This is a genomic window from Methylobacterium sp. Leaf108, from assembly GCF_001423265.1.
In the GTDB taxonomy this organism is placed as follows: domain Bacteria; phylum Pseudomonadota; class Alphaproteobacteria; order Rhizobiales; family Beijerinckiaceae; genus Methylobacterium.
On the sequence record NZ_LMND01000012.1, the window covers coordinates 187,033 to 209,845 of the forward strand.

The 22,813-nt window shown below is 70.3% G+C and carries 24 protein-coding genes and 1 tRNA gene; 13 read left to right on the forward strand and 12 right to left on the reverse strand.

Annotated elements, in window-relative coordinates; genetic code table 11:
* The first annotated feature begins 35 nt into the window (after positions 1 to 35).
* Together ASF39_RS09090 and ASF39_RS09095 are read left to right on the forward strand one after the other, a co-directional pair.
* Positions 36 to 113: transfer RNA gene (locus tag ASF39_RS09090), tRNA-Pro, on the forward strand.
* Positions 114 to 299: 186 nt separating this feature from the next.
* Positions 300 to 959, forward strand: coding sequence for a YoaK family protein (locus tag ASF39_RS09095; protein WP_156648445.1), 660 nt, complete (start codon positions 300 to 302; stop codon positions 957 to 959).
* A 60-nt stretch (positions 960 to 1,019) separates the two neighbouring features.
* On the opposite strand, the gene ASF39_RS09100 is transcribed toward ASF39_RS09095, so the two are convergent.
* Positions 1,020 to 1,523, reverse strand: a complete 504-nt coding sequence (locus tag ASF39_RS09100) for a pyridoxamine 5'-phosphate oxidase family protein (protein WP_055887670.1) — start codon at positions 1,521 to 1,523, stop codon at positions 1,020 to 1,022.
* 189 nt (positions 1,524 to 1,712) lie between these two features.
* Between ASF39_RS09100 and ASF39_RS09105 the strand changes: the two genes are divergently transcribed.
* Together ASF39_RS09105 and mobA are read left to right on the forward strand one after the other, a co-directional pair.
* Positions 1,713 to 2,831: an Mrp/NBP35 family ATP-binding protein gene (locus ASF39_RS09105; RefSeq protein WP_056282949.1), complete on the forward strand. Its 1,119-nt coding sequence runs from the start codon at positions 1,713 to 1,715 to the stop codon at positions 2,829 to 2,831.
* Positions 2,832 to 2,838: 7 nt separating this feature from the next.
* Positions 2,839 to 3,474, forward strand: coding sequence for a molybdenum cofactor guanylyltransferase MobA (gene mobA, locus ASF39_RS09110; RefSeq protein WP_055887665.1), 636 nt, complete (start codon positions 2,839 to 2,841; stop codon positions 3,472 to 3,474).
* Between the two features lie 16 nt (positions 3,475 to 3,490).
* Here the strand turns inward: mobA and ASF39_RS09115 are convergent, their stop codons facing one another.
* The 5 genes from ASF39_RS09115 to coaD form a co-directional block, all read right to left on the reverse strand.
* Entirely contained in the window at positions 3,491 to 4,402 is a 912-nt protein-coding gene (locus ASF39_RS09115) for an EamA family transporter (protein ID WP_056282952.1), read from the reverse strand.
* Between the two features lie 304 nt (positions 4,403 to 4,706).
* Positions 4,707 to 5,168 carry a peptidylprolyl isomerase gene (locus tag ASF39_RS09120; protein ID WP_055887658.1) on the reverse strand — a complete coding sequence of 154 codons (462 nt, stop codon included), beginning with the start codon at positions 5,166 to 5,168 and terminating at the stop codon, positions 4,707 to 4,709.
* A gap of 2 nt (positions 5,169 to 5,170) precedes the next feature.
* Complete coding sequence (locus ASF39_RS09125; RefSeq protein ID WP_055887655.1) at positions 5,171 to 5,668, reverse strand: hypothetical protein; 498 nt, start codon at positions 5,666 to 5,668, stop codon at positions 5,171 to 5,173.
* Positions 5,669 to 5,682: 14 nt separating this feature from the next.
* Complete coding sequence (locus ASF39_RS09130) at positions 5,683 to 6,231, reverse strand: peptidylprolyl isomerase (RefSeq protein ID WP_055887654.1); 549 nt, start codon at positions 6,229 to 6,231, stop codon at positions 5,683 to 5,685.
* Positions 6,232 to 6,306: 75 nt separating this feature from the next.
* Entirely contained in the window at positions 6,307 to 6,807 is a 501-nt protein-coding gene (gene coaD, locus ASF39_RS09135; RefSeq protein ID WP_056282954.1) for a pantetheine-phosphate adenylyltransferase, read from the reverse strand.
* Between the two features lie 270 nt (positions 6,808 to 7,077).
* On the opposite strand from coaD, the gene ASF39_RS09140 reads away from it, so the two are divergent.
* The 9 genes from ASF39_RS09140 (at position 7,078) to ASF39_RS09180 (ending at position 16,491) form a co-directional block, all read left to right on the forward strand.
* On the forward strand, positions 7,078 to 7,725 hold the full coding sequence (locus tag ASF39_RS09140; RefSeq protein ID WP_055887649.1) for a Maf-like protein: 648 nt from the start codon (positions 7,078 to 7,080) through the stop codon (positions 7,723 to 7,725).
* On the forward strand, positions 7,722 to 7,931 hold the full coding sequence (gene yacG / locus ASF39_RS09145) for a DNA gyrase inhibitor YacG (protein WP_056282959.1): 210 nt from the start codon (positions 7,722 to 7,724) through the stop codon (positions 7,929 to 7,931). Before ASF39_RS09140 ends, yacG begins: the two co-directional genes overlap by 4 nt.
* Positions 7,932 to 8,008: 77 nt before the next feature.
* On the forward strand, positions 8,009 to 9,865 hold the full coding sequence (gene recQ, locus ASF39_RS09150) for a DNA helicase RecQ (protein ID WP_056282961.1): 1,857 nt from the start codon (positions 8,009 to 8,011) through the stop codon (positions 9,863 to 9,865).
* 183 nt (positions 9,866 to 10,048) lie between these two features.
* Positions 10,049 to 11,212, forward strand: coding sequence for a hypothetical protein (locus ASF39_RS09155; protein WP_056283515.1), 1,164 nt, complete (start codon positions 10,049 to 10,051; stop codon positions 11,210 to 11,212).
* Positions 11,213 to 11,322: 110 nt separating this feature from the next.
* The gene (purL, locus tag ASF39_RS09160; protein WP_056282965.1) at positions 11,323 to 13,542 is read left to right on the forward strand and encodes a phosphoribosylformylglycinamidine synthase subunit PurL; all 2,220 of its coding nucleotides are present in this window, start codon (positions 11,323 to 11,325) and stop codon (positions 13,540 to 13,542) included.
* 22 nt (positions 13,543 to 13,564) lie between these two features.
* Positions 13,565 to 13,801, forward strand: coding sequence for a BolA family transcriptional regulator (locus ASF39_RS09165; RefSeq protein ID WP_055887638.1), 237 nt, complete (start codon positions 13,565 to 13,567; stop codon positions 13,799 to 13,801).
* Between the two features lie 23 nt (positions 13,802 to 13,824).
* Entirely contained in the window at positions 13,825 to 14,331 is a 507-nt protein-coding gene (locus tag ASF39_RS09170; RefSeq protein ID WP_056282968.1) for a DUF29 domain-containing protein, read from the forward strand.
* 27 nt (positions 14,332 to 14,358) lie between these two features.
* Positions 14,359 to 14,697 carry a Grx4 family monothiol glutaredoxin gene (grxD, locus tag ASF39_RS09175; protein WP_055887632.1) on the forward strand — a complete coding sequence of 113 codons (339 nt, stop codon included), beginning with the start codon at positions 14,359 to 14,361 and terminating at the stop codon, positions 14,695 to 14,697.
* Between the two features lie 375 nt (positions 14,698 to 15,072).
* The gene (locus tag ASF39_RS09180; protein WP_082494458.1) at positions 15,073 to 16,491 is read left to right on the forward strand and encodes a DUF882 domain-containing protein; all 1,419 of its coding nucleotides are present in this window, start codon (positions 15,073 to 15,075) and stop codon (positions 16,489 to 16,491) included.
* Positions 16,492 to 16,537: 46 nt separating this feature from the next.
* Here the strand turns inward: ASF39_RS09180 and eutC are convergent, their stop codons facing one another.
* The 6 genes from eutC to ASF39_RS09210 form a co-directional block, all read right to left on the reverse strand.
* Positions 16,538 to 17,335 carry an ethanolamine ammonia-lyase subunit EutC gene (gene eutC, locus ASF39_RS09185; protein ID WP_056282970.1) on the reverse strand — a complete coding sequence of 266 codons (798 nt, stop codon included), beginning with the start codon at positions 17,333 to 17,335 and terminating at the stop codon, positions 16,538 to 16,540.
* Positions 17,332 to 18,726: an ethanolamine ammonia-lyase subunit EutB gene (locus ASF39_RS09190; RefSeq protein WP_056282973.1), complete on the reverse strand. Its 1,395-nt coding sequence runs from the start codon at positions 18,724 to 18,726 to the stop codon at positions 17,332 to 17,334. Before ASF39_RS09190 ends, eutC begins: the two co-directional genes overlap by 4 nt.
* A gap of 77 nt (positions 18,727 to 18,803) precedes the next feature.
* Positions 18,804 to 19,664, reverse strand: a complete 861-nt coding sequence (locus tag ASF39_RS09195; protein ID WP_055887622.1) for a transglutaminase family protein — start codon at positions 19,662 to 19,664, stop codon at positions 18,804 to 18,806.
* A gap of 181 nt (positions 19,665 to 19,845) precedes the next feature.
* Entirely contained in the window at positions 19,846 to 20,472 is a 627-nt protein-coding gene (locus ASF39_RS09200) for an LUD domain-containing protein (protein WP_055887620.1), read from the reverse strand.
* Positions 20,469 to 22,046, reverse strand: a complete 1,578-nt coding sequence (locus tag ASF39_RS09205) for a lactate utilization protein B (protein WP_056282975.1) — start codon at positions 22,044 to 22,046, stop codon at positions 20,469 to 20,471. The genes ASF39_RS09200 and ASF39_RS09205 overlap by 4 nt, the downstream gene beginning before the upstream one ends.
* Positions 22,043 to 22,786 carry a (Fe-S)-binding protein gene (locus tag ASF39_RS09210; RefSeq protein WP_055887615.1) on the reverse strand — a complete coding sequence of 248 codons (744 nt, stop codon included), beginning with the start codon at positions 22,784 to 22,786 and terminating at the stop codon, positions 22,043 to 22,045. Before ASF39_RS09210 ends, ASF39_RS09205 begins: the two co-directional genes overlap by 4 nt.
* Positions 22,787 to 22,813: the final 27 nt, after the last annotated feature.

Below are 22,813 nucleotides of genomic sequence, written 5' to 3' on the forward strand. Positions count from 1 at the left end.
TCGGGAAGCTAAGACCCCCGCACCCTTCGGGGTGTCGGAGCGTGGCGCAGCCCGGTTAGCGCACTAGTCTGGGGGACTAGGGGTCGGAGGTTCGAATCCTCTCGCTCCGACCAAGAATTCACGATGGACGGCGATGGATCACAGGGGCGGCCTTCGGGTCGCCTTTTTGTTTGCCAGTTCCGTGCAGGGTGAGATCGGGCCGGTCACCACGGCGTGGAGGAGATTGCGTGCCATCCCTGCCTCCCGCAGCCCGGCCGACCGCCGCGAGCCCCCTTCGCGATGTCGACCTCTGGGCCGGCATCGGCCTCGCCTTCGTCGCGGGCTTCGTGGACGCCGCCGCCTTCATCGCCCTGGCCGGCCTGTTCACGGCGCATGTCACCGGCAACTTCGTGCTGATCGGTGCCGAACTCGTCTCGACCTCGACGGGGGTGGTAGCGAAGTTGCTCGCGCTGCCCGTCTTCGTCGCCGCCGTCGCCGTCACGCGATTGGCGTCGCTCGCCCTGGAGTGGCGTGGCCGCGCGCCGTTGCGTTGGCTGTTGGCTATCGAGATCGTGGTGCTGGCCGCCTTCTGCGGGATCGGCATCGCCCTCTCGCCGGTCGGTTCGCCCGACGGCATCGCCTCGATCACCGTCGGCATGCTCGGCGTGGCCGCCATGGGCGTTCAGAACGCCATCGGCCGCCTCGGGTTCGCGCATCTCGCCGCCACGACGGTGATGACCGTGAACGTCACCCAAGCCGTCATCGACGCCGTCGACCTCGCCCGGGGGGCCGCACCGGTCGGCGGCCCGGCGCGGGCGCGCCTGCGGCGGATGGTGCCGGCCGTCGTCGCCTTCGCAGGAGGCGCGCTCGCGGGGGCGTTCGGGGTCGCGGCGTGGTCGTTCGGATGTCTCGTCGTACCGATCGTGGTGCTGATCGGGCTCGTGGCGCTGGTTCGGACCCCGGCGCCTTCGCCCCCCTGAGCGGGTTCCGGGAACGCGGCCACGGCCGCTCCCGAAACCCGCCTCTCCGGCGAGACGACGTCAGGCGAGATCGACCTTCTTGGTCTCGGTCTTGGGCGATTCGCCCGTGAGGGCCGCCTTCACGTAGCCGAAGACGTGCAGCATCGTCGCGTTGGGGCTGTCCCAGTACTCGCCCTTCTCGGGATGCACGCGGATCAGGGCGACCTCGGGGTCTTCCTTGCCCTTGGGGAACCAGGTCTTCATGCTCTCCGACCACTTCTGGTCGATGATCGCCTGGTCGCGCACGATCTCGGCCTTGCCGGCCACCGAGACGTAGGTCTGGTTCGAGGGGTCGGAATAGGACAGGTTCACCGCGTTGTCCCGGCTGATCTCGGCGGTCTTGGGGCTGTGCAGCTTGGTGAAAAACCACAGGTCACCGGCCTCGTCGGCGTCCTGGTTCCACATCGGGCGGCTGTAGAGCTTTCCGTCGGTGTCGGCGGTGGTCATCATCGCGACCTTGATGTCCTTGATCAGGTCGAACAGTTTCTTCGCGCCGTCGTGGTCGCGATGGTTGCCGTCGTGCATGCGAGGGTACTCCGTGATGGGGATGGGTTCCGAAGCGACAGCCGACGCTCTGGAAATCGTGTCGACAACGGACGGGCGCCGGGATGGTTTCGGCGCGGGGATGCGGCGCACTGGTGTTTCGCGCCGACACGGCTACATGCATGCACGGGACGGGTGATCGGCGCCCGCCCGCCTCAAGGAACTGAGTGTGTGGCCATGACCCGCGACGACGTGCTGAAAGCGCTCTCCGCCGTCACCATCGACGACGCGGGAACGAGCCTGTCGGCCTCCGGCCGCCTGTCGCAGGTGGTGGTCGACGCCACGAATCGCGTGATGTTCTCGATCCTGATCGACCCGAGCGAGGCCGCGCGCTTCGAGCCGATCCGCAGCCGCGCCGAGGGAACGGTGCTGGCGATGCCGGGCGTCTCCGGCGTCTTCGCGAGCCTCACCTCCGAGCGCGGCCCGAGCCAGCCGGCCCCGCCGCAGCCGCCCGCCCCCGGCCGCGCCGCGCCGCCGCGCACCGGCCCGGCCCTGCCGGGCGTCCGCCACATCGTCGCCGTCGCCTCCGGCAAGGGCGGCGTCGGCAAGTCGACCACCGCCTGCAACCTCGCCCTGGCGCTTTCGGCGCAAGGGCTGAAGGTCGGCCTGCTCGATGCCGACATCTACGGCCCCTCGGTGCCGAAACTGTTCGGGCTGTCGGGCAAGCCCAAGGTGATCGAGGAGCGCCTGCTGGCGCCCATGGACGGCTACGGCATCAAGGTGATGTCGATCGGCTTCCTGATCGAGCCCGAGACGGCGATGATCTGGCGCGGGCCGATGGTGCAATCGGCCATCACCCAGATGCTGCGCGAGGTCGCCTGGGGCGAACTCGACATCCTGATCGTCGACATGCCGCCGGGCACAGGCGACGCGCAGCTCACGATGGCGCAGGCGACGCCGCTCTCGGGCGCCGTCATCGTCTCCACGCCCCAGGATCTCGCGCTGATCGACGCGAGGCGCGGCGTCACCATGTTCCGCAAGGTCGCGGTGCCGATCCTCGGCGTCATCGAGAACATGGCGACCTTCGTCTGCCCGAACTGCGGCCATGCCTCCCACATCTTCGGCCACGGCGGGGCCAGGGCCGAGGCGGCGCGGCTCGACGTGCCGTTCCTCGGCGAGATCCCGCTCAACATGACGATCCGCGAGACTTCCGATTCCGGCCGGCCGGTGGTGGCGGTGGACCCCGACGGGCCGCAGGCCAAGGTCTACCGCGAGATCGCCGCGCTGCTGTGGCGCAACCTCGCGGGCGGGCCGGCACCCCGCGCCGCGCCGCGCATCGTCATCGAGTAGCCGCACCATGCCGGTCCTCGGCGTGATCCTGGCCGGCGGCCTGTCGCGCCGGATGGGCGGTGGCGACAAGTCGCTCCTGCGCCTCGGCGGACGCTCGCTCCTCGACCACGTCTGCGAGCGGTTCGCGCCGCAATGCGCGGCCGGCGTAATCCTGAACGCCAACGGCGACCCGGCCCGCTTCGCGGGGTTCGCCCATCCCATCGTCCGCGATGGGGTGCCGGGACATCCGGGGCCGCTGGCGGGCATCCTGGCGGCCCTCGACCATGCCGTGGCCCATCATCCCGACGTCACGCATGTCGCCAGCGTCACCGGCGATTCGCCTTTCCTGCCGCGCGATCTGGTGGGGCGGCTCAGGGCGGCCATCGCGGGAGGGACCGCGGCCGGGGATGCAGCGAACGCGACGATCGCGGTCGCTTCCTCCGGCGGGCGGCAGCATTTCACGACCGCGCTGTGGCCGGTCGGCCTGCGCGACGACCTGCGGGCGGCCCTGGTCGAGCGCGACGAGCGCAGGGTCGGCGCCTACCTCGCCCGCCATGGTGCCGTGGCGGTGGAATGGGCGGCGACGCCCCTCGACCCGTTCCTCAACGTCAACACGCCCGAGGATCTGGCGGCGGCCCAAGCGTGTCTGCGAGCGCCGGGATAGGATACGCGGCTGGCGCTCACGCGGCCGGCGGAAGGCCGTCGAGCACGGTCCGGCGGCGCCAGCGCGGATACAGGACGCCGATGGCCAGGCCGCTCAGCACCAGCAGCGCCGCCCCGATCTTCCAGAACGGCAGGGGCTCGCCGAACCAGAGCGCGGAGGTCGCAAGGCCGATCACCGGCACCAGCAGCGACAGCGGCGCCACCAGCGCGGTGGAATGGCGCGCCAGCAGCCAGCCCCAGATCGCGTAGCCGAACATCACGTTGCCCACCGACTGCCACATCACGGTGGCCCAGGTGACGGCGTCGGCGCTGAGAAGGCCGGCCCGGATGGCGTCCCAGCCCTCCAGCGCGAAGGACAGCGCCAGCAGCGGCGGCGTCGAGAACAGGGCGGCCCAGACCACGTAGGCCAGCATGTTGGGCGCGCCGCCGCGCTTGGCGACGATATTGCCCCCCGCCCAGCCCATGGCGGCGAAGGTCACGAGCCCGAGCCCCAGAGGCGTCGTGGTAGCATCCGTATGGAGTGCGATGATCCCGATGCCGGCCGCCGCCAGGGCGAGCGCCGCCCATTGGTAGCCCCGCACCCGTTCGCCCATCGTCGCGACGGACAGGCCGATGGTGAAGAAGACCTGCACCTGGATCACCAGCGAGGCGAGGCCCGGAGAGATGTCGCCGCGGAGCGCCACGAAGAGCACGCCGAACTGCCCGACGCCGATGAGGAGGCCGTAGGCGGCCAGGTTCGGCCAGGGCACGGGCGGGCGCGGCAGCAGGAAGACCGCGGGCAAGGCCGCGAAGAGGAACCGCAGGGCGGCGAACAGCAGCGGCGGCAGGTGGTCCAGCCCGATCCGGATCACCACGAAGTTGGTTCCCCACACCGCCACCACCGCGAGGGCGAGGAGGAGGTCGCGAAGGGGGAGCGTCGCCGGACTCATCGGGTCGCTTTCGGGAGGTGGCCGGGCAGGAGGCCGCAACGAAACGGAGCGCCCGAGCCGGGCTCGGACGCTCCAGGAGGTGAGCGGGCGGCCATGTAACGTCCTGCGACGTGTTGCGCGATTCGCAGGAAGAAACGATGCGCCATGAAAGAGGTCTCAGCCCATTTCCGGTTGATCACTTCGTGATGCGGAAATGGGCTTCGCTCAGGCGCCGCGCGGGCTCGGTGATACGGTTCCCGCTTGATTCAAGCGGGAACCGTATCAGCCGGCTTTCGTGGGGCAACCCACGAAAACCGGCTGAAGATCAGGCCGCGGCGCCGACCGTCACCTTGACGATCTTGTCCGGCGAGCGCGGCGGCTCGCCCTTGTTGAGGGTGTCGACCACGTCCATGCCCTCCGTGACCTTGCCCCAGACGGTGTACTGCTTGTCGAGGAAGCGCGCGTCGCCAAAGCAGATGAAGAATTGCGAGTTGGCCGAGTGCGGGAAGTTGGTGCGCGCCATCGAGCAGGTGCCGCGCACGTGCGGCTCGGCGTTGAACTCGGCGTTGAGGTCGGGCAGCTCGGAGCCGCCCGAGCCGGTGCCGGTGGGGTCGCCGGTCTGGGCCATGAAGCCGTCGATGACGCGGTGGAACGGCACGCCGTCGTAGAAGCCCTGTCCCGCCAGCGTCTTGATGCGCTCGACGTGGTTGGGCGCCAGGTCCGGCCGCAGGCCGATCACGATGCGGCCCTTGGTGGTCTCGAGGGTGAGGGTCTCGGTCTCTGCCATGGTCAAACTCCCTGTCCTTTGGGTCCTTGATAGATGAAACGGAGCGCGATGGGGCGCCCCGCGATGGCGCCGCCGAGCCCGGGCGTGATCGGCGCGGGCGTACAGCGACGGATGGCGTCGCGGGCGGCGTCGGCCAGGAGCCGGAAGGCTCGGCCGTCGCTCGGCTGCGTCGCGAAGGTGATGCGCGGCTCGCCGATCACCGAACCGTCCCGCCGCAGGGCGAAACGGGCGGTGACCTCGGTGCGCTCGAAGCGGGCGAGGCCCGCCGGCGGCTGCCAGCAGGCGGCGAGCCGGGCGTAGAGTGCGCGCAGGCTCGAGGCCGGCTCGGGCGCGACGCCCGGGGCCTGGACTGGCACCTGGACCGTCGCGCGCAGCGTGGTGGGCAGGCTCAGCGGCTGCCCGACGGCCGCCACCGCCGCCAGGGGGATCGCCGAGGCGCTGACGACCGCCAGCGCCACGCCGCCGCGCAACGGGACGGCCGCCCGGCTACGACGATCCATGCCCCGGAGTCCCGCTACTTCGCCCCTTGGGCGAGCTGCAGCTTCACGATGGAATCCGGGTTCTGCACGGCGCCGCCCTGCGCGCCGGGGGCGGCTTTCTTGATCTTGTCCACGACATCCATGCCGGAGGTGACGACCCCGACCACGGTGTACTGGCCGTCGAGGAACGGCGCGTCGCCCAGGCAGATGAAGAACTGCGAATTGGCCGAGTTCGGCGAGGACGAGCGGGCCATGCCGACGGTGCCGCGCTTGAACGGCGCCTGCGAGAATTCGGCCGGGATGTTGGGCAGCGACGAGCCTCCGGTGCCGTTGCCCTTCGGGTCGCCGGTCTGGGCCATGAACCCGTCCATGACGCGGTGGAACTTGAGACCGTCGTAGAAGCCCTGGCGGACCAGCGTCTTGATCTGGGCGGCGTGCTTGGGGGCGATGTCGGGGCGCAGCACGATGGTGACGCGGCCGTCCTTGGTGTCGAGGTAGAGGGTGTCGCCGTCGGCGGCGCGGGCGGCCGGTGCGCCGCCGAGGGTGGCGGCGAACAGGAGGGCGGCGGCGAGGCGGCGCGTCATCGGGGTAGGCATCGTCTTCGAGGCACGAGTCGTCATGGGCAAGTCTTCTCCGGAAAACGACAAAGGAGGGGGGGGTCAGGCCTTGCGGAAGCGCGCGGCGAGGCGCTCGGCCACCGCCGGCGGGACGAAGGCGCCGACATCGCCGCCCATCGCCGCGATCTGGCGCACGAGGGTAGCGGTGATCGGCCGGACGTGGATGGAGGCGGGCAGGAACACGGTCTGGACCTCCGGCGCCATGGTGCCGTTCATGCCGGCGAGCTGCATCTCGTAGTCGAGGTCGGTCCCGTCGCGCAGGCCCCGGATGAACAGGGTCGCCCCGTGGCGCCGCGCGGCGGTGACGGCGAGATCGTCGAAGGTGGCGATTTCGAGCTCGGTGCCTTCCGCGATCGCAAGGGGCTCGCAGGTGGACCGGAGCAGGTCCACCCGCTCCTCGGGCGAGAACAGCGGGGTCTTGCCCGGATGGATGCCGATGGCGATGACGAGACGGGGCACGAGCCGGCAGGCCTGACGGATGACGTCGAGGTGTCCGTTCGTGACCGGGTCGAAGGACCCGGCGTAGAGCGCGGTGCGGATCATCGTGTGGCGGCCTAGAGCATTTCGCCCCGAAACGGAACCTCCGGCGGGCCCGGCGCGGTTTTCGGCTGCGCACCCGCCGGCGGGAAAGGAGCCGGCATCGACCGCAGACCGTTTCGCCCGGCGCGTTCCCAAGCCGGCCGGTTTCCAGTAGCGTCCCGCCGCCGAACCGCCCCCCCTTTTTCGTCGCCGGCGCCGTCGACGGGCGCGGCACCGTCCCGAACCCTGGCTTCAGACAGGATCGTCATCCCCCATGCCGGCTTTCCCGCCACGATGAACGACATCGCACCATCCGGCACCATCGCCTCGGCGCGCCTCGTCCTCGCGTCCGCCTCGCCCCGCCGCCTCGCCCTCCTGCAACAGGCCGGCATCGAGCCGGACGCCCTCCTGCCGGCGGACGTCGACGAGACGCCCCTCAAGGGCGAGACGCCCCGCGACCACGCGCGTCGCCTGGCACGGGACAAGCTCGCCGTGGCCGGCGAGGCCGCGCGCCGGCGCGACGACATGCGGGCGGCCTACATCGTGTCGGCCGACACCGTGGTGGCGGTGGGCCGGCGCATCCTGCCCAAGACCGAGTTGCCCGACGAGGCCGCCGATTGCCTGCGCCTGCTGTCGGGCCGCCAGCACCGCGTCTTCACCGCGGTCTGCGTCCTGTCGCCCAAGGACCAGCGCCGCGAGCGGCTGGTGGAGACCCGGGTGCGGTTCAAGCGCCTGTCGTCCCGCGACATCGAGCGCTACCTCGCCTCGGGGGAGTGGCGCGGCAAAGCCGGGGGCTACGCCATCCAGGGGCTGGCCGGGGCTTTCGTGGTCAAGCTCGTCGGGTCCTACGGGGCGGTGGTCGGCCTGCCGCTCTACGAAACCCTCACCCTCCTGGAGGGGGAAGGCTTTCCCGTGCGCGACCGCTGGGGGAGCCCGCTGTGAGCGCCCGCAAGGCTCCAGCCTCCGACGTGCCGCCCTGCCCGATCTGCGCCAAGCCGGCGAAGGCGGGCTTCGCGCCGTTCTGCTCGGCGCGCTGCGCCGACGTCGACCTCGGGCGCTGGCTCACCGACCGCTACGCCATCCCGACGCCCATCGACGAGGACGAGGACGGCGAGCCGCCCGAGAGCGGGCCCCGCGGGACGCCCTGAGCGCGGCCCGCTACAAGCCCCCACCGGCACCCCCTCGTCCCGGCCGGACGACCGCACCACGATCCCACAAGGCAGCGATGACATCCCGCCTCGACGAAGCCCGGCGCGCCCTCAAGACCACCTTCGGCTACGACGATTTCCGCCCCGGGCAGGACGAGGTGATCGGGGCCGTCCTCGACGGGACCGACGTATTCGCGGTGATGCCGACGGGGTCGGGCAAGTCGATGACCTACCAGCTGCCGGCCCTCGTCGAGCATTCGCTCACGGTGGTGGTCTCGCCGCTGATCGCGCTCATGCACGATCAAGTGCAGCAGATGCTCGGCTTCGGCGTCGCGGCCGCCACGCTGAATTCGTCGGTGCCGGAGGCGACCTCCCGCGAGACCTGGCGGCAGATCCGGTCCGGCGACCTGCGCCTGCTGTTCGTCTCGCCCGAGCGACTGATGATGGAGGGGCTGATCGAGGCCCTGCGCGACGCCGACGTGCGGCGCCTGGCCGTCGACGAGGCGCATTGCGTCTCGCAATGGGGACACGACTTCCGGCCCGAATACCGCGACCTCGCCCGCGCCCGTACCGCGCTCGGCGACGTCCAGACCCTGGCGCTCACCGCCACCGCCGACAAGGCGACGCGGGCCGACATCACCGAGCGGCTGTTTCCCGCCGGGCGCCCGCTCAAGGCCTTCGTCCATTCCTTCGACCGGCCCAACATCCGGCTGACCTTCGCGCCCAAGGACCAGCCGACGCGCCAGATCGAGCGGTTCCTGAAGTCGCGCCGCCAGGAGAGCGGCATCATCTACTGCTCGTCGCGCAAGCGCACCGAGCAACTGGCGGAGGTGCTGGCCAAGGACGGCTTCAACGCCCTGCCCTATCACGCCGGCCTCGACCAGGGCACGCGCATGAAGAACCAGGACACCTTCCTGCAGGAGGACGGCGTGGTGATGACCGCCACCGTCGCCTTCGGCATGGGCATCAACAAGCCCGACGTCCGCTTCGTCTGCCACGCCGACATGCCCTCCAACGTCGAGGGCTACTACCAGGAGATCGGCCGGGCCGGGCGCGACGGCCTGCCCGCCGACACCCTCACCCTCTACGGCCTCGACGACATGTCGTTGAAGCGCCGCCAGATCGACGAGAAGGACGTGCCGGACGAGCGTCGGCGGGTCGAGCGGCGCAAGCTCGAGGCGATGATCGCTCTGTGCGAGGGCGCCCTGTGCCGGCGCCAGTCGCTGCTCGCCTATTTCGACGAGGCGAGCGAGCCGTGCGGGCGTTGCGACCTGTGCCGCGGCGGCGTTTCGCTCGTGGATTCCACGGTGCCGGCCCAGAAGCTGCTCTCGGCGATCGTGCGCACCGGCCAGCGGTTCGGGGCGGCCTACGTCTGCGACGTGGTCCACGGCAAGGAATCCGACCAGATCCGCCGCAACGGCCACGCCGCGCTCAAGACCTTCGGGGTCGGCGCCGACAGGCCGGTGCCGGCCTGGCGGGCGATGCTGCGCCAGCTCTTCGCCGCCGGCGCGGTGGCCGAGAACGCCGACGGGCACGGCGGCCTCAGCCTGACCGGCAAGGGCGAGGACATCCTGTTCGGGCGCCAGACGGTGCAGCTGCGCCCCGATCCCGAGCCGCGCCCCGCCGAACCGCGCGACCGCCGCCGGGCCGGACCCGTGCGCGACGAAGCCGACCTCGACCTCGATCCGGCGACGGAGGCCCTGTTCCAGCACCTGCGCGGCCTGCGTGCCACCATCGCGCGCTCCGAAGGCATCGCCGCCTTCATGGTCTTCCCCGACCGCACCCTGATCGAGATGGCCAAATCCAAGCCGGTCGACCTCTATGCCCTGCGCACCGTCCACGGGGTCGGCGAGAAGAAGCGCGAGGCGTATGGCGAGCGCTTCGTGGGGGCGATCGCCGAGTTCCTGGCCGGGAGCCCCGCCGCGTCGGCCTGACGCGGTTTCCCCTCGTCGCAGGGTGGCCGGATCGTGTAGGGGACATGTCCCGCGCGCGTCCGAGGCCCCATCGCCCCGGCGCCGCCACAACCGGACGGACGGCCCATCTCCCACGACATCGCGCCCACCGGCACGCCACCCGAGACCCGAGCCAGGGACGCCCTGCCCCGGCAGGTGTTCTACATGCCCGGTTTCGATCCGCGCGAGCCCGAGACCTACTGGGGGTTGTTCCGCCGCGAGGCGCGGCTCACCGCGACGCGGCGGGACACGCCGATCACGGTCGGCGATCCGGTGCGCTCGGCCGACGGGCTGCGGCTCGACTGGGAGCTCGCGAGCGAGGGACAGGCGACCCGCTACACCCTGCTGCGCTGGGACGACATCGTGCGTGCCCGGTTTCCCCGCCCCAACGGCCGGCGCTTCGTGGAGACCCTGGCGCTCGGCTGGCGCCTGTGGCGCACCGGCTACCTCAGCGCCTACCGGCGCGAGGCGCGGCGGTTCTACCGGGTCATCGTCGGCATCCACCTGATCTACCTCGGCATCGTGGCGGCGAGCGTCGCCCTCGCCTGCACCCTGCTGCTGCTCCCCGCCCAGGTCCTGCCGGCGCCTGTCGCCATCCTCGCCGTGCCGGCGGCGGCCTACGCCATCCTGTGGTGGCTGATGCGGATCACCCGCGAGAAGCCGTTCTTCGTCGCCCATCTCGTGGACGACACCGCCTTCACCCATGCCCATGCCAAGGGCGAGGCCCCCGAGATGGAGGCGCGGCTCGACGCCTTCGCGGCCCTGATCCGCGCCGCCGAGGGCAAGGCCAGCGAGATCGTGCTGATCGGCCATTCCTCGTCGAGCTTCTTCGGCTACGAGGCCCTCGACCGGGTGCTCCTGAACGACCCCGACTTCGGCACCCGCGGCACCCCGGTCTCCTTCGTGACGATCGGCAGCGTGATCCCCTGGATCACGCTCGACGCCAACGCGCACGCCAGCCGCGCGGCGCTCGCCCGGGTGGGGGCCGCCGCGGCGATCGGCTGGCTCGACATCCGCACGAAGTGGGACTGGCTCTCGATCCACAAGCGCGATCCGCTCAGCGCCTCGGGGCTGCCCTCGCCCAAAGCGCATCGGCCGGTGGAATTCCACGTGCGGATGCCCGACCTCGTCTCGGAGAAGCGCCTGTCGCGCCGGCGCTTCAACCTGTTCCAGATGCACTTCCAGCTGCTGATGTCGAGCGAGAGCCCCGACACCTTCGACTACATCAGCCTCATCACGGGCGCGGAGCCGATCCACGGGCTGATCGAGCGGTGGCGCAGCGTGAAGGCGCAGCCGATGGGGCAGGAGTCCGCCGAGGTCGAGCGCTGACGGCCGGGTTTTCGTCGCGAAACCGGCGGCCACAAACCGGTGGCCACATCGCGCAAACCTGCTTAGAGCCGTGCCTTCCGGTTCCGGCCGAGCCGGTCGAGGGGAGTCGCATGTTCCGCAACGAAGTTCCGATCACCCCCGAGCTCATCAAGCAGCACGGCCTGACGCCCGACGAGTACGCGCGGTTCCGCGGCCTGATCGGACGCGACCCGACGCTGACGGAGCTCGGCATCGTCTCGGCGATGTGGAACGAGCACTGCTCCTACAAGTCGTCGCGCAAGCATCTGCGCGGGCTGCCGACCACGGGGCCGCACGTGATCCAGGGGCCGGGCGAGAACGCCGGCGTCATCGACATCGGCGACGGGCTGGCCTGCGTCTTCAAGATGGAGAGCCACAACCACCCGAGCTTCATCGAGCCCTACCAGGGCGCGGCGACGGGGGTCGGCGGCATCCTGCGCGACGTCTTCACGATGGGAGCGCGGCCGATCGCGGCCTTGAACGCCCTGCGGTTCGGCTCGCCGGACCATCCGCGCACCCGCCACCTCGTCTCGGGCGTGGTGGCCGGCATCGGCGGCTACGGCAATTCCTTCGGCGTGCCGACGGTGGGCGGCGCCGTCGGCTTCCATTCCCGCTACGACGGCAACATCCTCGTCAACGCCATGGCGGTGGGCTTGGCGCGCACCGACGCGATCTTCTACGCGGCGGCCACCGGCGTCGGTAACCCGATCGTCTACCTCGGCTCGAAGACCGGCCGCGACGGCATCCACGGCGCCAGCATGGCCTCGGCCGAGTTCGACGACGCCTCGGAATCGAAGCGCCCCACCGTCCAGGTCGGCGACCCCTTCGCGGAGAAGCTGCTGCTGGAGGCCTGTCTCGAACTCATGGCCTCGGGCGCCGTCATCGCGATCCAGGACATGGGGGCGGCGGGGCTGACCTGCTCGGCCGTCGAGATGGGCGCCAAGGGCGATCTGGGCGTCGAACTCCACATCGAGAAGGTGCCGGCCCGCGAGGCCGGCATGAGCGCCTACGAGATGATGCTGTCGGAGAGCCAGGAGCGCATGCTCATGGTCCTCAAGCCCGGCATGGAGGCCGAGGCGCAAGCCATCTTCGTGAAGTGGGGCCTCGACTTCGCGGTGATCGGGCACACCACAGACACGCTGCGCTTCGTCGTCAAGCACGACGGCGTCGTCATGGCCGACCTGCCGATCAAGGAGCTCGGCGACGAGGCCCCCCTCTACGACCGCCCCCACATCGCCAACACCCACCAGCCGGTGGTCGCGGCCGCCGAGGTAGCGGCCCCGGTCGGCGACGCCGAGGCGCTGCTGACCCTCCTCGGGTCGCCGGACCTGTCCTCGAAGCGCTGGGTCTACGAGCAGTACGATCACTTCATCGGCGGCAACACCGTCCAGAAGCCCGGCGGCGACGCCGCCATCGTCCGCGTCGAGGACGGTCCCAAGGGTCTGGTGCTCACCTGCGACGTCACCCCACGCTACTGCGAGGCCGATCCGGTCGCCGGCGGCCGGCAGGCGGTGGCGGAGGCCTGGCGCAACATCACCGCCGTCGGCGGTCGCCCGCTCGCGATCACCGACAACCTCAACTTCGGTAACCCGGAGAAGCCCGAGGTGATGGGCCAGCTCGTGGGCTGCCTCAAGGGCATCGGCGAGGCCTGCCTGGCGTTGGACTTCCCCGTCGTGTCGGGCAACGTCTCGCTCTACAACGAGACCAACGGCGTCGGCATCCTTCCCACCCCGACCATCGGCGGCGTCGGCCTCCTCGACGACGTCACGCGCCACGCCACGATCGCCCTGAAGCGCGAGGGCGACGTCCTGGTGCTGCTGGGCGAGACCGCGGGCTGGCTCGGCCAGTCGGTCTACCTCGCGGTCGTCGCCGGCCGCGAGGAAGGCGCACCACCTCCGGTCGACCTCGCCGCCGAGCGCCGCAACGGCGACTTTTTGCGCGGCTTCATCAGCTCCGGGCGGATCGAAAGCGTCCACGACCTCTCCGACGGCGGCCTCGGCATCGCCGTGGCCGAGATGGCCCTGGCCGGCGGCCTCGGCGCGACCCTGGGCGAGGGCCCCGCCGGCGTCCCGGCCCATGCCTGGCTCTTCGGCGAGGACCAGGCCCGCTACCTCCTGAGCACCGACCTCACCACGGCGCAGGACCTGCTGGCGCGCGCAGCGGAACTCGGCATCGCGGCGGCCATCGTCGGCAGCGTCGGCGGCGACGGTTTGACCTTGCCCGGCGGACAGACCATCTCGCTGACGGCCCTGCGCGAGGCGCACGAGGGCTGGCTTCCCGCCTACATGGCGAGCCGGCCGGCCGCCGCCTGACATTTCTTCGAGGAGACACCCGATGCCGATGGATGCGCGCGAGATCGAGGCGATGATCCGGGAAGCGCTGCCCGACGCGAGGATCGAGATCAAGGATCTCGCAGGCGACGGCGACCATTACGCCGCCACCGTCATCTCGTCGGCCTTCAAGGGCAAGACGCGGGTGGCCCAGCACCAGCTCGTCTACAACGCGCTCCAGGGGCGGATGGGGGGTGTCCTCCACGCCCTTGCGCTGACCACGGGCGTCCCCCAGGATTGATCCGCTTCAGCGGGGTCGATCACATGGATCAGCCGAGCCTCTACGACGACGACATCGTGACCTGGGCCGAGCAGCAGGCCGCTGCCGTTCGCGCCCTCGCGTCACGGCCCGATCTGTCGAATGCCCTCGACTGGGAGAACGTCGCCGAGGAGATCGAGAGCGTGGGGCGGTCCCAGATCAGCGCGGTCGAGCAGAAGCTCCTGCAGGTGCTCATCCACGTGCTGAAGTACATGTCTGCGCCGAGTGCACAATCGACCCGATCCTGGCGATCCGAGGTGATCGCTTTTCATGCGGCGGCCCACCGGGCCTACTCTCCCGGCATGCGGCAGCGGATCGACTGGTCGTGGTTGTGGAAGACGGCACGGATCCAGGCGGAAGTCTCCCTCCGGATGTTCGACGATCGCCTCGTCGTGGGCTTACCCGATGCGATACCGTTCACACCCGAAGAACTCGTTTCCGAGACCTTCACGATGGACTGGGCCTTGGAGCGCCTCGCCTCGACCTTGAACAGGCCGGCCGACCATCACTAGATCAAGCCACCAACGAGGACATACCCGATGACCGACGCCAACACCGCCATCAAGGCCGAGATCGAATCCCAGGACGTGGTCGTGTTCATGAAGGGCACGCCGCAATTTCCGATGTGCGGCTTCTCGGGCCAGGTCGTGCAGATCCTCAACCACCTCGAAGTGCCGTTCAAGGGCGTGAACGTGCTCGACGACATGGCCATCCGCGACGGGATCAAGGCCTTCTCGAACTGGCCCACCATCCCGCAGATCTACGTGAAGGGCGAGTTCGTCGGCGGCTGCGACATCACCCGCGAGATGTTCCAGTCCGGCGAACTGCAGCAGTTCCTGGCCGAGAAGGGCGTCCCGGTAAAGGCGCCCGCCGCCTGAGCGGCATCGTCACGGAACGTCGGAAAAGGGCGCGGGACCGCTTTGGTGGGCCGCGCCCTTGTCGTGAGGGAGGGTACCGTCCCGTCCAACCACGCTGAGGCAGGGTTGCCACAGCGTCGGTCCATGTGCGCGGCCACTCTTGCGCGGCACGATTTCGCCACGGTTCGGACTTAGCCGTTTGCCTGCAAACGATGCAGCGTTCGGGTCCGTTAACCCCCCGTTTACGGTTTTCGGCAACCCTGCATTCACCATGACGTGTCGCGCTCAGGCGTGGTCTGGCAGAGGGTGGGGACGATCGTGCAGGCACATCAGCGAGACAGATCGCCCGCGCCATCCCGGCATCGCCGCGGACTCCTGTCGCGATCCCTCGCCCTGATGACCGGCATCGCCGCGGGCGTCCTCGGTGGCGCGCACGGGACGCAGGACGCGGTCGCCAACGGCGACACCCGAACGATCTCGATCTTCCATTCCCACACGAAGGAAAGCGCGACGATCACGTTCAAGCGTGACGGGCGCTACGACCGCGCCGCCCTGGAGCAGCTCAACTGGATGCTGCGCGACTGGCGGGTCGACGAGCCGACCAAGATGGACCCGCGCCTGTTCGACACGGTGTGGGAGGCCTACCGCTCGGTGGGCTCGTCCGAGCCGATCACCGTCGTCTCGGCCTACCGCTCGCCGGGCACCAACGCGATGCTGCGCCGCCGTTCGCGGGGCGTAGCCGAGTTCAGCCAGCATACCCGCGGCAAGGCGATGGATTTCTACCTGCCGGACGTCTCGGTCGACCGCATCCGCGCGGTGGGCATGCAGATGCAGCGGGGCGGCGTCGGCTGGTACCCGAGCGCCGGTTCTCCCTTCGTCCACCTCGACGTCGGCTCGGTCCGCTCCTGGCCGCGCATGAGCCACGACCAGCTCGCGCGCCTGTTCCCCGACGGCCGGACCGTCCACCTGCCCAGCGATAACCGTCCGCTCGCCCGCTACGAGGAAGCCCGCGCCGAGATCCTGTCGCGCGGCGGCACCGTGCTGGGCTACACCCAGAACGCCCAAGGCGGTGAGGAGGACGAGGGCCCGAGCCTGAAGGGCTTCTTCGCCGGCCTGTTCGGCGGCGGCAGCCGGCCGAGCGAGGCCCAGATCCAAGCACCGGCCGCGCCCGCCAAGGCACGGACCAGGCCCGTCGTCGCCGTCGCCAGCGCCGATCCGGAGGACACGACCGGGACCCGCGCGGCACTGGCTTACGCCGCCGCCGAGCAGACCGCGAAATCCGCCCGTCGCGATGGCCGCGATGCCCAGAGCCTGCTCACCGCCGAGCCGCAGGCGGTGAAGGACACCGTCCAGGCGATCATGCCGGCACCGCCGCGCAGGCCGTCCGAATTCGCCGCCGTCGCCGCTGCCCTCGCGATGCCCCTGCCGCCGCCGCGTCCCTCCGTCCAGGTCGCCTCGCTCGGAACCGCCGGCATGGCCAATCTCGGTCCGGTGCCGGCGCGGGCCGCCGCGACGGCGAACCTCGCCGCCGCAGAGCCCGATCCGCTTCCCGCATCCGCGCGACTGCCGCCGGATTCCGATCCGCGCGCGCAGATGCGCTGGTTGTTCGCCGTCGCGGTCGCCCAGTCGATCGATCGGGTGGCGCCGGTGGTGCATATGGCGGTCGCCCGTCCCCGCACCGAGGGCGCTCCCGACGGTCTCGTCGCCCGGCCGGCCGACGCCATGGCGGCGACCCGCTTCACGGCGCAAGGATCGCAGGCTCCGGCCACCGCCCGGTTCTCGGGCTCCGCCACGCAGGCCCTCGCCCCGCGCTGATTCCGGCCGGACAGGATGTCCGGTCACGTCACGGACGGAGATCGCCTCAAGATGCCGGGTCGGCTTTCGAGGCGTCACCCAAAAGCTCACTGCGTGGGGCCGCTTCCAGGGCGACGCCGCTGCCGTCCTTGAGGCTCACCCCCGTAATCCCGCGCAGAAGAGCCTCGCGCAGCAGCCATTCGAGCTTGAACGCCGCCAGCTCGTGGGACAGCCCGGCCGGCCGCACGTTCGAGATGCAGTTGCGCTCGGCATCCGAGCGCCCGACACGGGGCGCGAAGGTGAGGTAGACGCCGAGGCTGTCGGGCGAGGACAGGCCCGGCCGTTCGCCGATGAGCACCACCACCGCGCGGGCCTTGAGTGCCGCGCCGATGCCGTCACCTAGCGCCACCCTTCCCTGCGTCGCCACCACCACCGGGGCGAGGCTCCAGCCGGCCTTGTCGATGTGCGGCTTGAAGGCGGTGAGGAAGCCCGCCGCACCCTCGTGGACGGCACGGGCCGAGAGCCCGTCGGCCACCACGATGGCGAGGTCGACCGGCTCGGCCGGTTCCTGCGTCAATACGGCGAGGCCGTCCTCGCTCAAGGCGCGCCCGAGATCGGGCCGGCGCAGGTAGGTCGCGCGGTCGGTGGCGGCGGAAGCCACGGTCAGGGTCGTGAAGCCGAGCGCTTCGATGCCGGCGGCGACCTCGCCGGCGTCCATCGGGGTATGGACCGCGTCGCGGGCCTGGGCGTGGGCGAGGCCGAAGCGCAGCACCTCGATGGTGGGCAGGCCGGCGCCGGCCCGTCCGAGGCCGATCCGGGCGGGCGTGAGGCGGGCGAGGCGCGCCCAGGGGTCTTCGCCGGTCATGCCGCGAGGTCTCCCGACAGGCCCGGAGCGGCGGCGATGAGCCGGGCGCTCGGCCCCTCCGGCAGCAGTGTCCCGTCGGCGTCGGTCAGCCCGATCTGTTCGAGCCAGGCCTCGAACTCCGGCGCCCGCTTCAGGCCGAGCACCTCGCGGATGTAGAGCGAATCGTGGAACGAGGTGGACTGGTAGTTCAGCATCACGTCGTCGGCACCCGGGATGCCCATGACGAAGGTGCACCCGGCCGTACCCAGCAACGTCAGGAGCGTGTCCATGTCGTTCTGGTCGGCCTCGGCGTGGTTGGTGTAGCAGACGTCGCAACCCAGAGGCAGGCCCATGAGCTTGCCGCAGAAGTGGTCCTCCAGCCCGGCCCTGATGATCTCCTTGCCGTCGTAGAGGTATTCGGGCCCGATGAAGCCGACCACGGTGTTGACCAGCAGTGGCCTGAACGGCCGCGCCACCGCGTAGGCGCGCGCCTCCAGGGTCTGCTGGTCGATGCCGTGATGGGCGTCGGCCGAGAGCGCCGAACCCTGGCCGGTCTCGAAGTACATGACGTTGTCGCCCACCGTGCCGCGCTTGAGCGCCAGCGCCGCCTCGTGCGCCTCCTTGAGGATGGGGAGGGTGACGCCGAAGCTGGCGTTGGCCTTCTGGGTGCCGGCGATGGACTGGAACACGAGATCCACCGGCAGGCCGAGGTTCATGGCGTCCAGCGTCGTGGTGACGTGGGTGAGGATGCAGCCCTGCGTCGGGATCGCGAGGCGCTGGATCAGGTCGTCGAAGAGATGGAGCAGGCCGCTGAGGGTGGAGACCGAATCGGACGCCGGGTTCAGCCCGATCACCGCGTCGCCGCAGCCGTAGGACAGGCCGTCGACGATCGCCGCGGTGATGCCGGCGGCATCGTCGGTGGGGTGGTTGGGCTGGAGGCGCACCGAGAGCCGGCCGGGCAGGCCGATGGTGTTGCGGAACTTCGTCACCACCCGGCACTTGCGGGCGACCAGGATCAGGTCCTGGTTGCGCATCACCTTCGAGACCGCGGCCGCGATCTCCGGTGTGATGCCGGGCGCGATCCGGGTCAGCGTCTCCGGCGAGGCCTTGATCAGGAACTCGCGAAAGTCGCCGACGGTGAGATGGGCGATCTCGGCGAAGGCCGGCGCGTCGTGGCCGTCGAGGATCAGGCGGGTGACGTCGTCGTCCTCGTAAGCGATCAGGGGTCTGGCCAGGATCTCCGCCAGCGGCACCTCCGAAAGGCACCAGCGCGCGGCCATCCCCTCCTCCGCCGTCTCGGCGGCGATGCCCGCGAGCCGGTCGCCGGAGCGCACCGGGGTCGCCTTGGCCATGAGCGTGGCGAGGTCGGCGAACACATGGGTCTTGGGGCCGACGACGTGGCGATAGGGCATGGGCTCACGAACTCCTCGACAACCTGTCGTGCCAATGCCGCTGCCGATCCTCGGGGCACGGCAGCGGCGCTAGCCGGTCATGCCGCCCCCGCATGCGGAGCGGGGATCTCCGTCGAGATCGCGTCGACGGTGCGGATCACCGCGTCGCTCACCCCGTCCGAGCGGGCGATGCGCACCTGCATGGCGGTGGGCTGCATGTTGCCGAAGGGGGTCGAGAACGCGATCTCGGCCGCGTCGCGGCCGACGCCGATGCGCACGAGGCCGTCGAGGTTGGCCTGCCGGGTCGCGTCGAACAACCACCAGCGCCCGTCGAGATAGGCCTCGAACACCGCGTGGAAGTCGCTCGGGACGAGGCCGTGCGCATAGGCCGAGACGAACCGGGCGGGAATGCCCAGGGCCCGGCAGAAGGCGATCCCGAGATGTGCGAAGTCGCGGCAGACGCCGGCCCGGCGCAGCAGGCTCTCGTCGGCGGTGGTCTCCGCATCGCTTGTGCCGGCCTGATAGGTGATGTGGGTGTGGATCCACGAGCAGATCGCGTTGACGCGCTGGTGGCCCTTGGGCAGGGCGCCGAACTCGGCCACGGCGAAGGGCGTCAGCCGGTCGGAGGAGACGTAGCGGCTCGGCAGCAGGAAGGGCAGGATGTCGAGGGGCAGCCGATTGACCGGGGTCTCGCCGATGGTCGCCGGGTCGGCCCGGAACGGGGTCAGATCCACCGTAGCGTTGTACTCGAGCGAGAACGGACCGGGCTGCACCACGACGCCGAGGTAGCGGTTCTGCAGGTCGGGGGTCACGTAGGTCCGCCGCGGCAGGTCGGGGGCCAGGGTCAGGGCCTCGCTCAGGATCTCCAGGCTTTGGAGGTGGGCGACCTCCACGTTGAAGATGAAGACCGTCTCCGAAAGGATGTTGTAGGACAGACTGCAGCCCAGCTCGTATCGCACTCGTCGCTCCCTGGCATCACATCGACCGCCGTTCCGTGCCGCAAAGCAAGGACCGGACCTCGCACAGCCAAGATCGCGAGACGGGCGGGGTTCCACGCGCTCGCGCCAGGCGGGCGTCGGAGAACCGCGTCGCCGCTGCACGATCCGCGACGGCCCGCGGCCACGGCGTGGGCGGCGGCGTTCAGGACGTCGCGGACCGTTCGCCGACGCCCTCCTCCGTCCGCGGCAGCAGCAGTACCGTCAGCGAGCGCACCCCTTGCGCGCCGTGGATCAGCACGCCCTCGATGTCGGCGGTGGCCGAGGGGCCGGTGTGGAGCACGGCGTAATCCGCCCGGGCGAAGTCCGGCCGGCGGTAGGCGGCCTGGATGTTGACCAGGATATCGGCCGGGTCGAGCAGCACGACGAGGTGCTGGGCGAGGTAGGCCACGGCGTTCACCTGCAACTCGGCCTGGGTGAACAGCACGGAACCGGTCTCGGCGACGCCGAACACCGCGCGCACGATCGCCACGTCCACATCGGCCAGATCGGCCGGCAGCGCCACCTGCGCGAGGTCGCGGTTGCCCGCGATCTCGGGCACGGCGGAGGCGATCACCGCGGCGCCGTCGAGACGCTCGCGCACGGCGGCGAACGGGTCCTGCCCGGGCACGACCTCGGCGACCCGCCCGCCCATGCGCTGAAGGCGCTCGCCGAACTCGGCCACGAGATCGTCGCCGACCAGGGGCGCGAACGCCGGGATCTCCGGCAGGGGATGATCGCCGGCCGGGCGGTTGCGCCGGATCGTGGCGAGGGTGGTCTCGCGCGCGCTCACGATGCGCCGTCCTTCTTCGCAGCGGACGTTTTGGCTCCGGCCTTCTTCCCCATCCGGTTCTGCTTGTACCAGCTGTGGAAGCTCCGGCCCGGGCTGTCGGGCATCTCGCGCGCCTTCCCCCAGGTGTTGAGCGGGTTGTAGACGGCAAAGCGCGGCAGGACCTTCAAGGCGGAATCGGCCGCGCCGATGGCGGCGCGGTAGGCCGCCGGGCGGCTCAGCACCTGGCCCGCCGCCTTCATCATGCCCTGCTTGAGGAGCGGGATCTGGTGCTCCTCGGCCAGCACCTTGCGCCAGGCGAAGATCTGCTCGTGGATGTTGATCTTGACCGGGCAGACGTTGGTGCAGGAACCGTTCATCGTCGAGGAGAACGGCAGGGTCGAGTACTTCCGCTTGTTGAAGGTCGGATCGATGATGAGACCGATCGGCCCCGAATAAGTGGCGCCGTAGCTCAAGCCTCCGCTGCGCCGGTAGACCGGGCAGGTGTTCATGCAGGCGCCGCAGCGGATGCATTTGAGCGAGGTCCAGAACTCCTCCATCCCGAGCCGCTCCGAACGGCCGTTGTCGACCAGCACCATGTGCATCTCGGTGCCCTTGCGGGGCGCCCGGAAATGCGAGGTGTACTGGGTGATGGGGGAGCCCAGCGCCGAGCGCGACAGCAGGCGCAGGAACACGCCGAGATGCTCGATGCGCGGGATCAGCTTCTCGATGCCGATGGAGTGGATCTGGAGCTTGGGCACGTTGCCCGAGAGATCGGCGTTGCCCTCGTTGGTGCAGGTCACCACCGTGCCGGTCTCGGCGATGGCGAAGTTGCACCCCGTCAACCCGGCGTCCGCCTCCAGGATAAGCGGACGCGTGTGCATGCGCTGGCTCTCGGCGAGGTACTTGGCATCGTCGTTCTCCGGGTCGGTGCCCATGGTGCGGGCAAACACCTCGGCCACGTCGAAGCGGGTCTTGTGCACGGCCGGCACCACGACGTGGCTCGGCTCCTCGTCGTCGAGCTGCTGGATGCGCTCGCCGAGATCCGTCTCGATCACCTCGATGCCGGTGGTCGCCATGTAGTGGCGAAACCCGCATTCCTCGGTCAGCATCGACTTCGACTTGATCAGCGACCTGGCGCCGTGATCCTTGAGGATGCCGTGGACGATGCGGTTGTGGTCGGCCCCGTCGGCCGCCCAATGCACGTGGACGCCGTTGGCCTTGGCGGCCGCCTCGAACTGCTCGAGGTAGTGGTCGAGGCGGCTCAGCGTGTGGGTCTTGATGGCGGAGGCGAGCTCGCGCAGTTCCTCCCACTCCGGGATGCCGAAGGCGGCGGTGTCGCGCTTGGTGCGCAGGTCCCAGAGCCGTGCGTCGTGGGCGGCCTGGTGCAGCGGGGCGGCGAGGAAGCGTTCGGCCGCCTCGGCCTGGTCGATCGGCCGGTCGCCGCGGATCTTGGCGCCGCGCGGCTGGGCCTCCCGCGGGGCTTTCACCGCCACGGGCTTCGTCGCGGCCTCGGCATGCTGGAGGGGGCGCCCGTCCTGGCCGCGGGCGCTCTCGGCCGGGGGCTCGGAGAGGCGGGGCTGGTCCTCGATGCTCATGCTGTCGCTCCATTGAGGATGCGGGCGATGTGGATGAACTTGAGCGGCACGCCGACCCGGTCGGCACAGCCCTTCTGGTGCATCAGGCAGGAGGAATCGGCCGAGACCACGTAGTCGGCCCCCGCCCTGGCCTGGTCGGCCACCTTGTCGTAGCCCATCTTGGCCGAGACCGCCGGCTCGAACACGCTGAAGGTGCCGCCGAAGCCGCAGCATTCGTCGGGCCGCGCCAGCTTGACCACCTCGATGCCGGAGACCTTGGCCAGGAGATCGAGGGGCTTGGAGAAGGCCGGCGCGTTCAGTTCCGACGGCTTGGCATGGTGGATGCCGCGCAGGGCGTTGCAGTTGGAGTGATAGGCGACCTTGTGGGGGAAGCGCGCCCAGGGAAACGCCTCGACCTTCAGCACGTCGTGAAGGAACTCCACCAGTTCGTAGGTCCTTTCCCGCACCGCCGTCACCTCGGGGGTCTGCGGGATCGCGGTCAGATGTTCGCGCACCTGGTGCGCGCAGGAGCCGGACGGGGTCACGACGTAGTCGAAGCCGGTGAAGTTCCTGACGAACAGAGCCTCGGTGGCGGCGGCCTCGGCGTGGCAGCCGGTGTTGGTCATCGGCTGGCCGCAGCAGGTCTGGTCGAACGGATACTCGACGTCGAGCCCCAGGCGTTCGAGCAACTCCAGGGTGGCGATGCCCACCTCCGGCTCGAAGGCGTCGACGTAGCACGGCACGAACAGTCCGATGCGCATGGCGTTTCCATATCGTTCTCGTCCAGC

Bases quoted from the DNA above. Each gene is read 5' to 3' on its own strand.
- ASF39_RS09100 (WP_055887670.1), bottom strand. From the start codon at position 1,523: ATGCACGACGGCAACCATCGCGACCACGACGGCGCGAAGAAACTGTTC.
- mobA (WP_055887665.1), top strand. From the start codon at position 2,839: ATGCCGGTCCTCGGCGTGATCCTGGCCGGCGGCCTGTCGCGCCGGATG.
- ASF39_RS09115 (WP_056282952.1), bottom strand. From the start codon at position 4,402: ATGAGTCCGGCGACGCTCCCCCTTCGCGACCTCCTCCTCGCCCTCGCG.
- ASF39_RS09120 (WP_055887658.1), bottom strand. From the start codon at position 5,168: ATGGCAGAGACCGAGACCCTCACCCTCGAGACCACCAAGGGCCGCATC.
- ASF39_RS09125 (WP_055887655.1), bottom strand. From the start codon at position 5,668: ATGGATCGTCGTAGCCGGGCGGCCGTCCCGTTGCGCGGCGGCGTGGCG.
- ASF39_RS09130 (WP_055887654.1), bottom strand. From the start codon at position 6,231: ATGACGCGCCGCCTCGCCGCCGCCCTCCTGTTCGCCGCCACCCTCGGC.
- coaD (WP_056282954.1), bottom strand. From the start codon at position 6,807: ATGATCCGCACCGCGCTCTACGCCGGGTCCTTCGACCCGGTCACGAAC.
- ASF39_RS09140 (WP_055887649.1), top strand. From the start codon at position 7,078: ATGAACGACATCGCACCATCCGGCACCATCGCCTCGGCGCGCCTCGTC.
- recQ (WP_056282961.1), top strand. From the start codon at position 8,009: ATGACATCCCGCCTCGACGAAGCCCGGCGCGCCCTCAAGACCACCTTC.
- ASF39_RS09155 (WP_056283515.1), top strand. From the start codon at position 10,049: ATGCCCGGTTTCGATCCGCGCGAGCCCGAGACCTACTGGGGGTTGTTC.
- purL (WP_056282965.1), top strand. From the start codon at position 11,323: ATGTTCCGCAACGAAGTTCCGATCACCCCCGAGCTCATCAAGCAGCAC.
- ASF39_RS09165 (WP_055887638.1), top strand. From the start codon at position 13,565: ATGCCGATGGATGCGCGCGAGATCGAGGCGATGATCCGGGAAGCGCTG.
- ASF39_RS09170 (WP_056282968.1), top strand. From the start codon at position 13,825: ATGGATCAGCCGAGCCTCTACGACGACGACATCGTGACCTGGGCCGAG.
- grxD (WP_055887632.1), top strand. From the start codon at position 14,359: ATGACCGACGCCAACACCGCCATCAAGGCCGAGATCGAATCCCAGGAC.
- ASF39_RS09180 (WP_082494458.1), top strand. From the start codon at position 15,073: ATGACCGGCATCGCCGCGGGCGTCCTCGGTGGCGCGCACGGGACGCAG.
- eutC (WP_056282970.1), bottom strand. From the start codon at position 17,335: ATGACCGGCGAAGACCCCTGGGCGCGCCTCGCCCGCCTCACGCCCGCC.
- ASF39_RS09190 (WP_056282973.1), bottom strand. From the start codon at position 18,726: ATGCCCTATCGCCACGTCGTCGGCCCCAAGACCCATGTGTTCGCCGAC.
- ASF39_RS09205 (WP_056282975.1), bottom strand. From the start codon at position 22,046: ATGAGCATCGAGGACCAGCCCCGCCTCTCCGAGCCCCCGGCCGAGAGC.
- ASF39_RS09210 (WP_055887615.1), bottom strand. From the start codon at position 22,786: ATGCGCATCGGACTGTTCGTGCCGTGCTACGTCGACGCCTTCGAGCCG.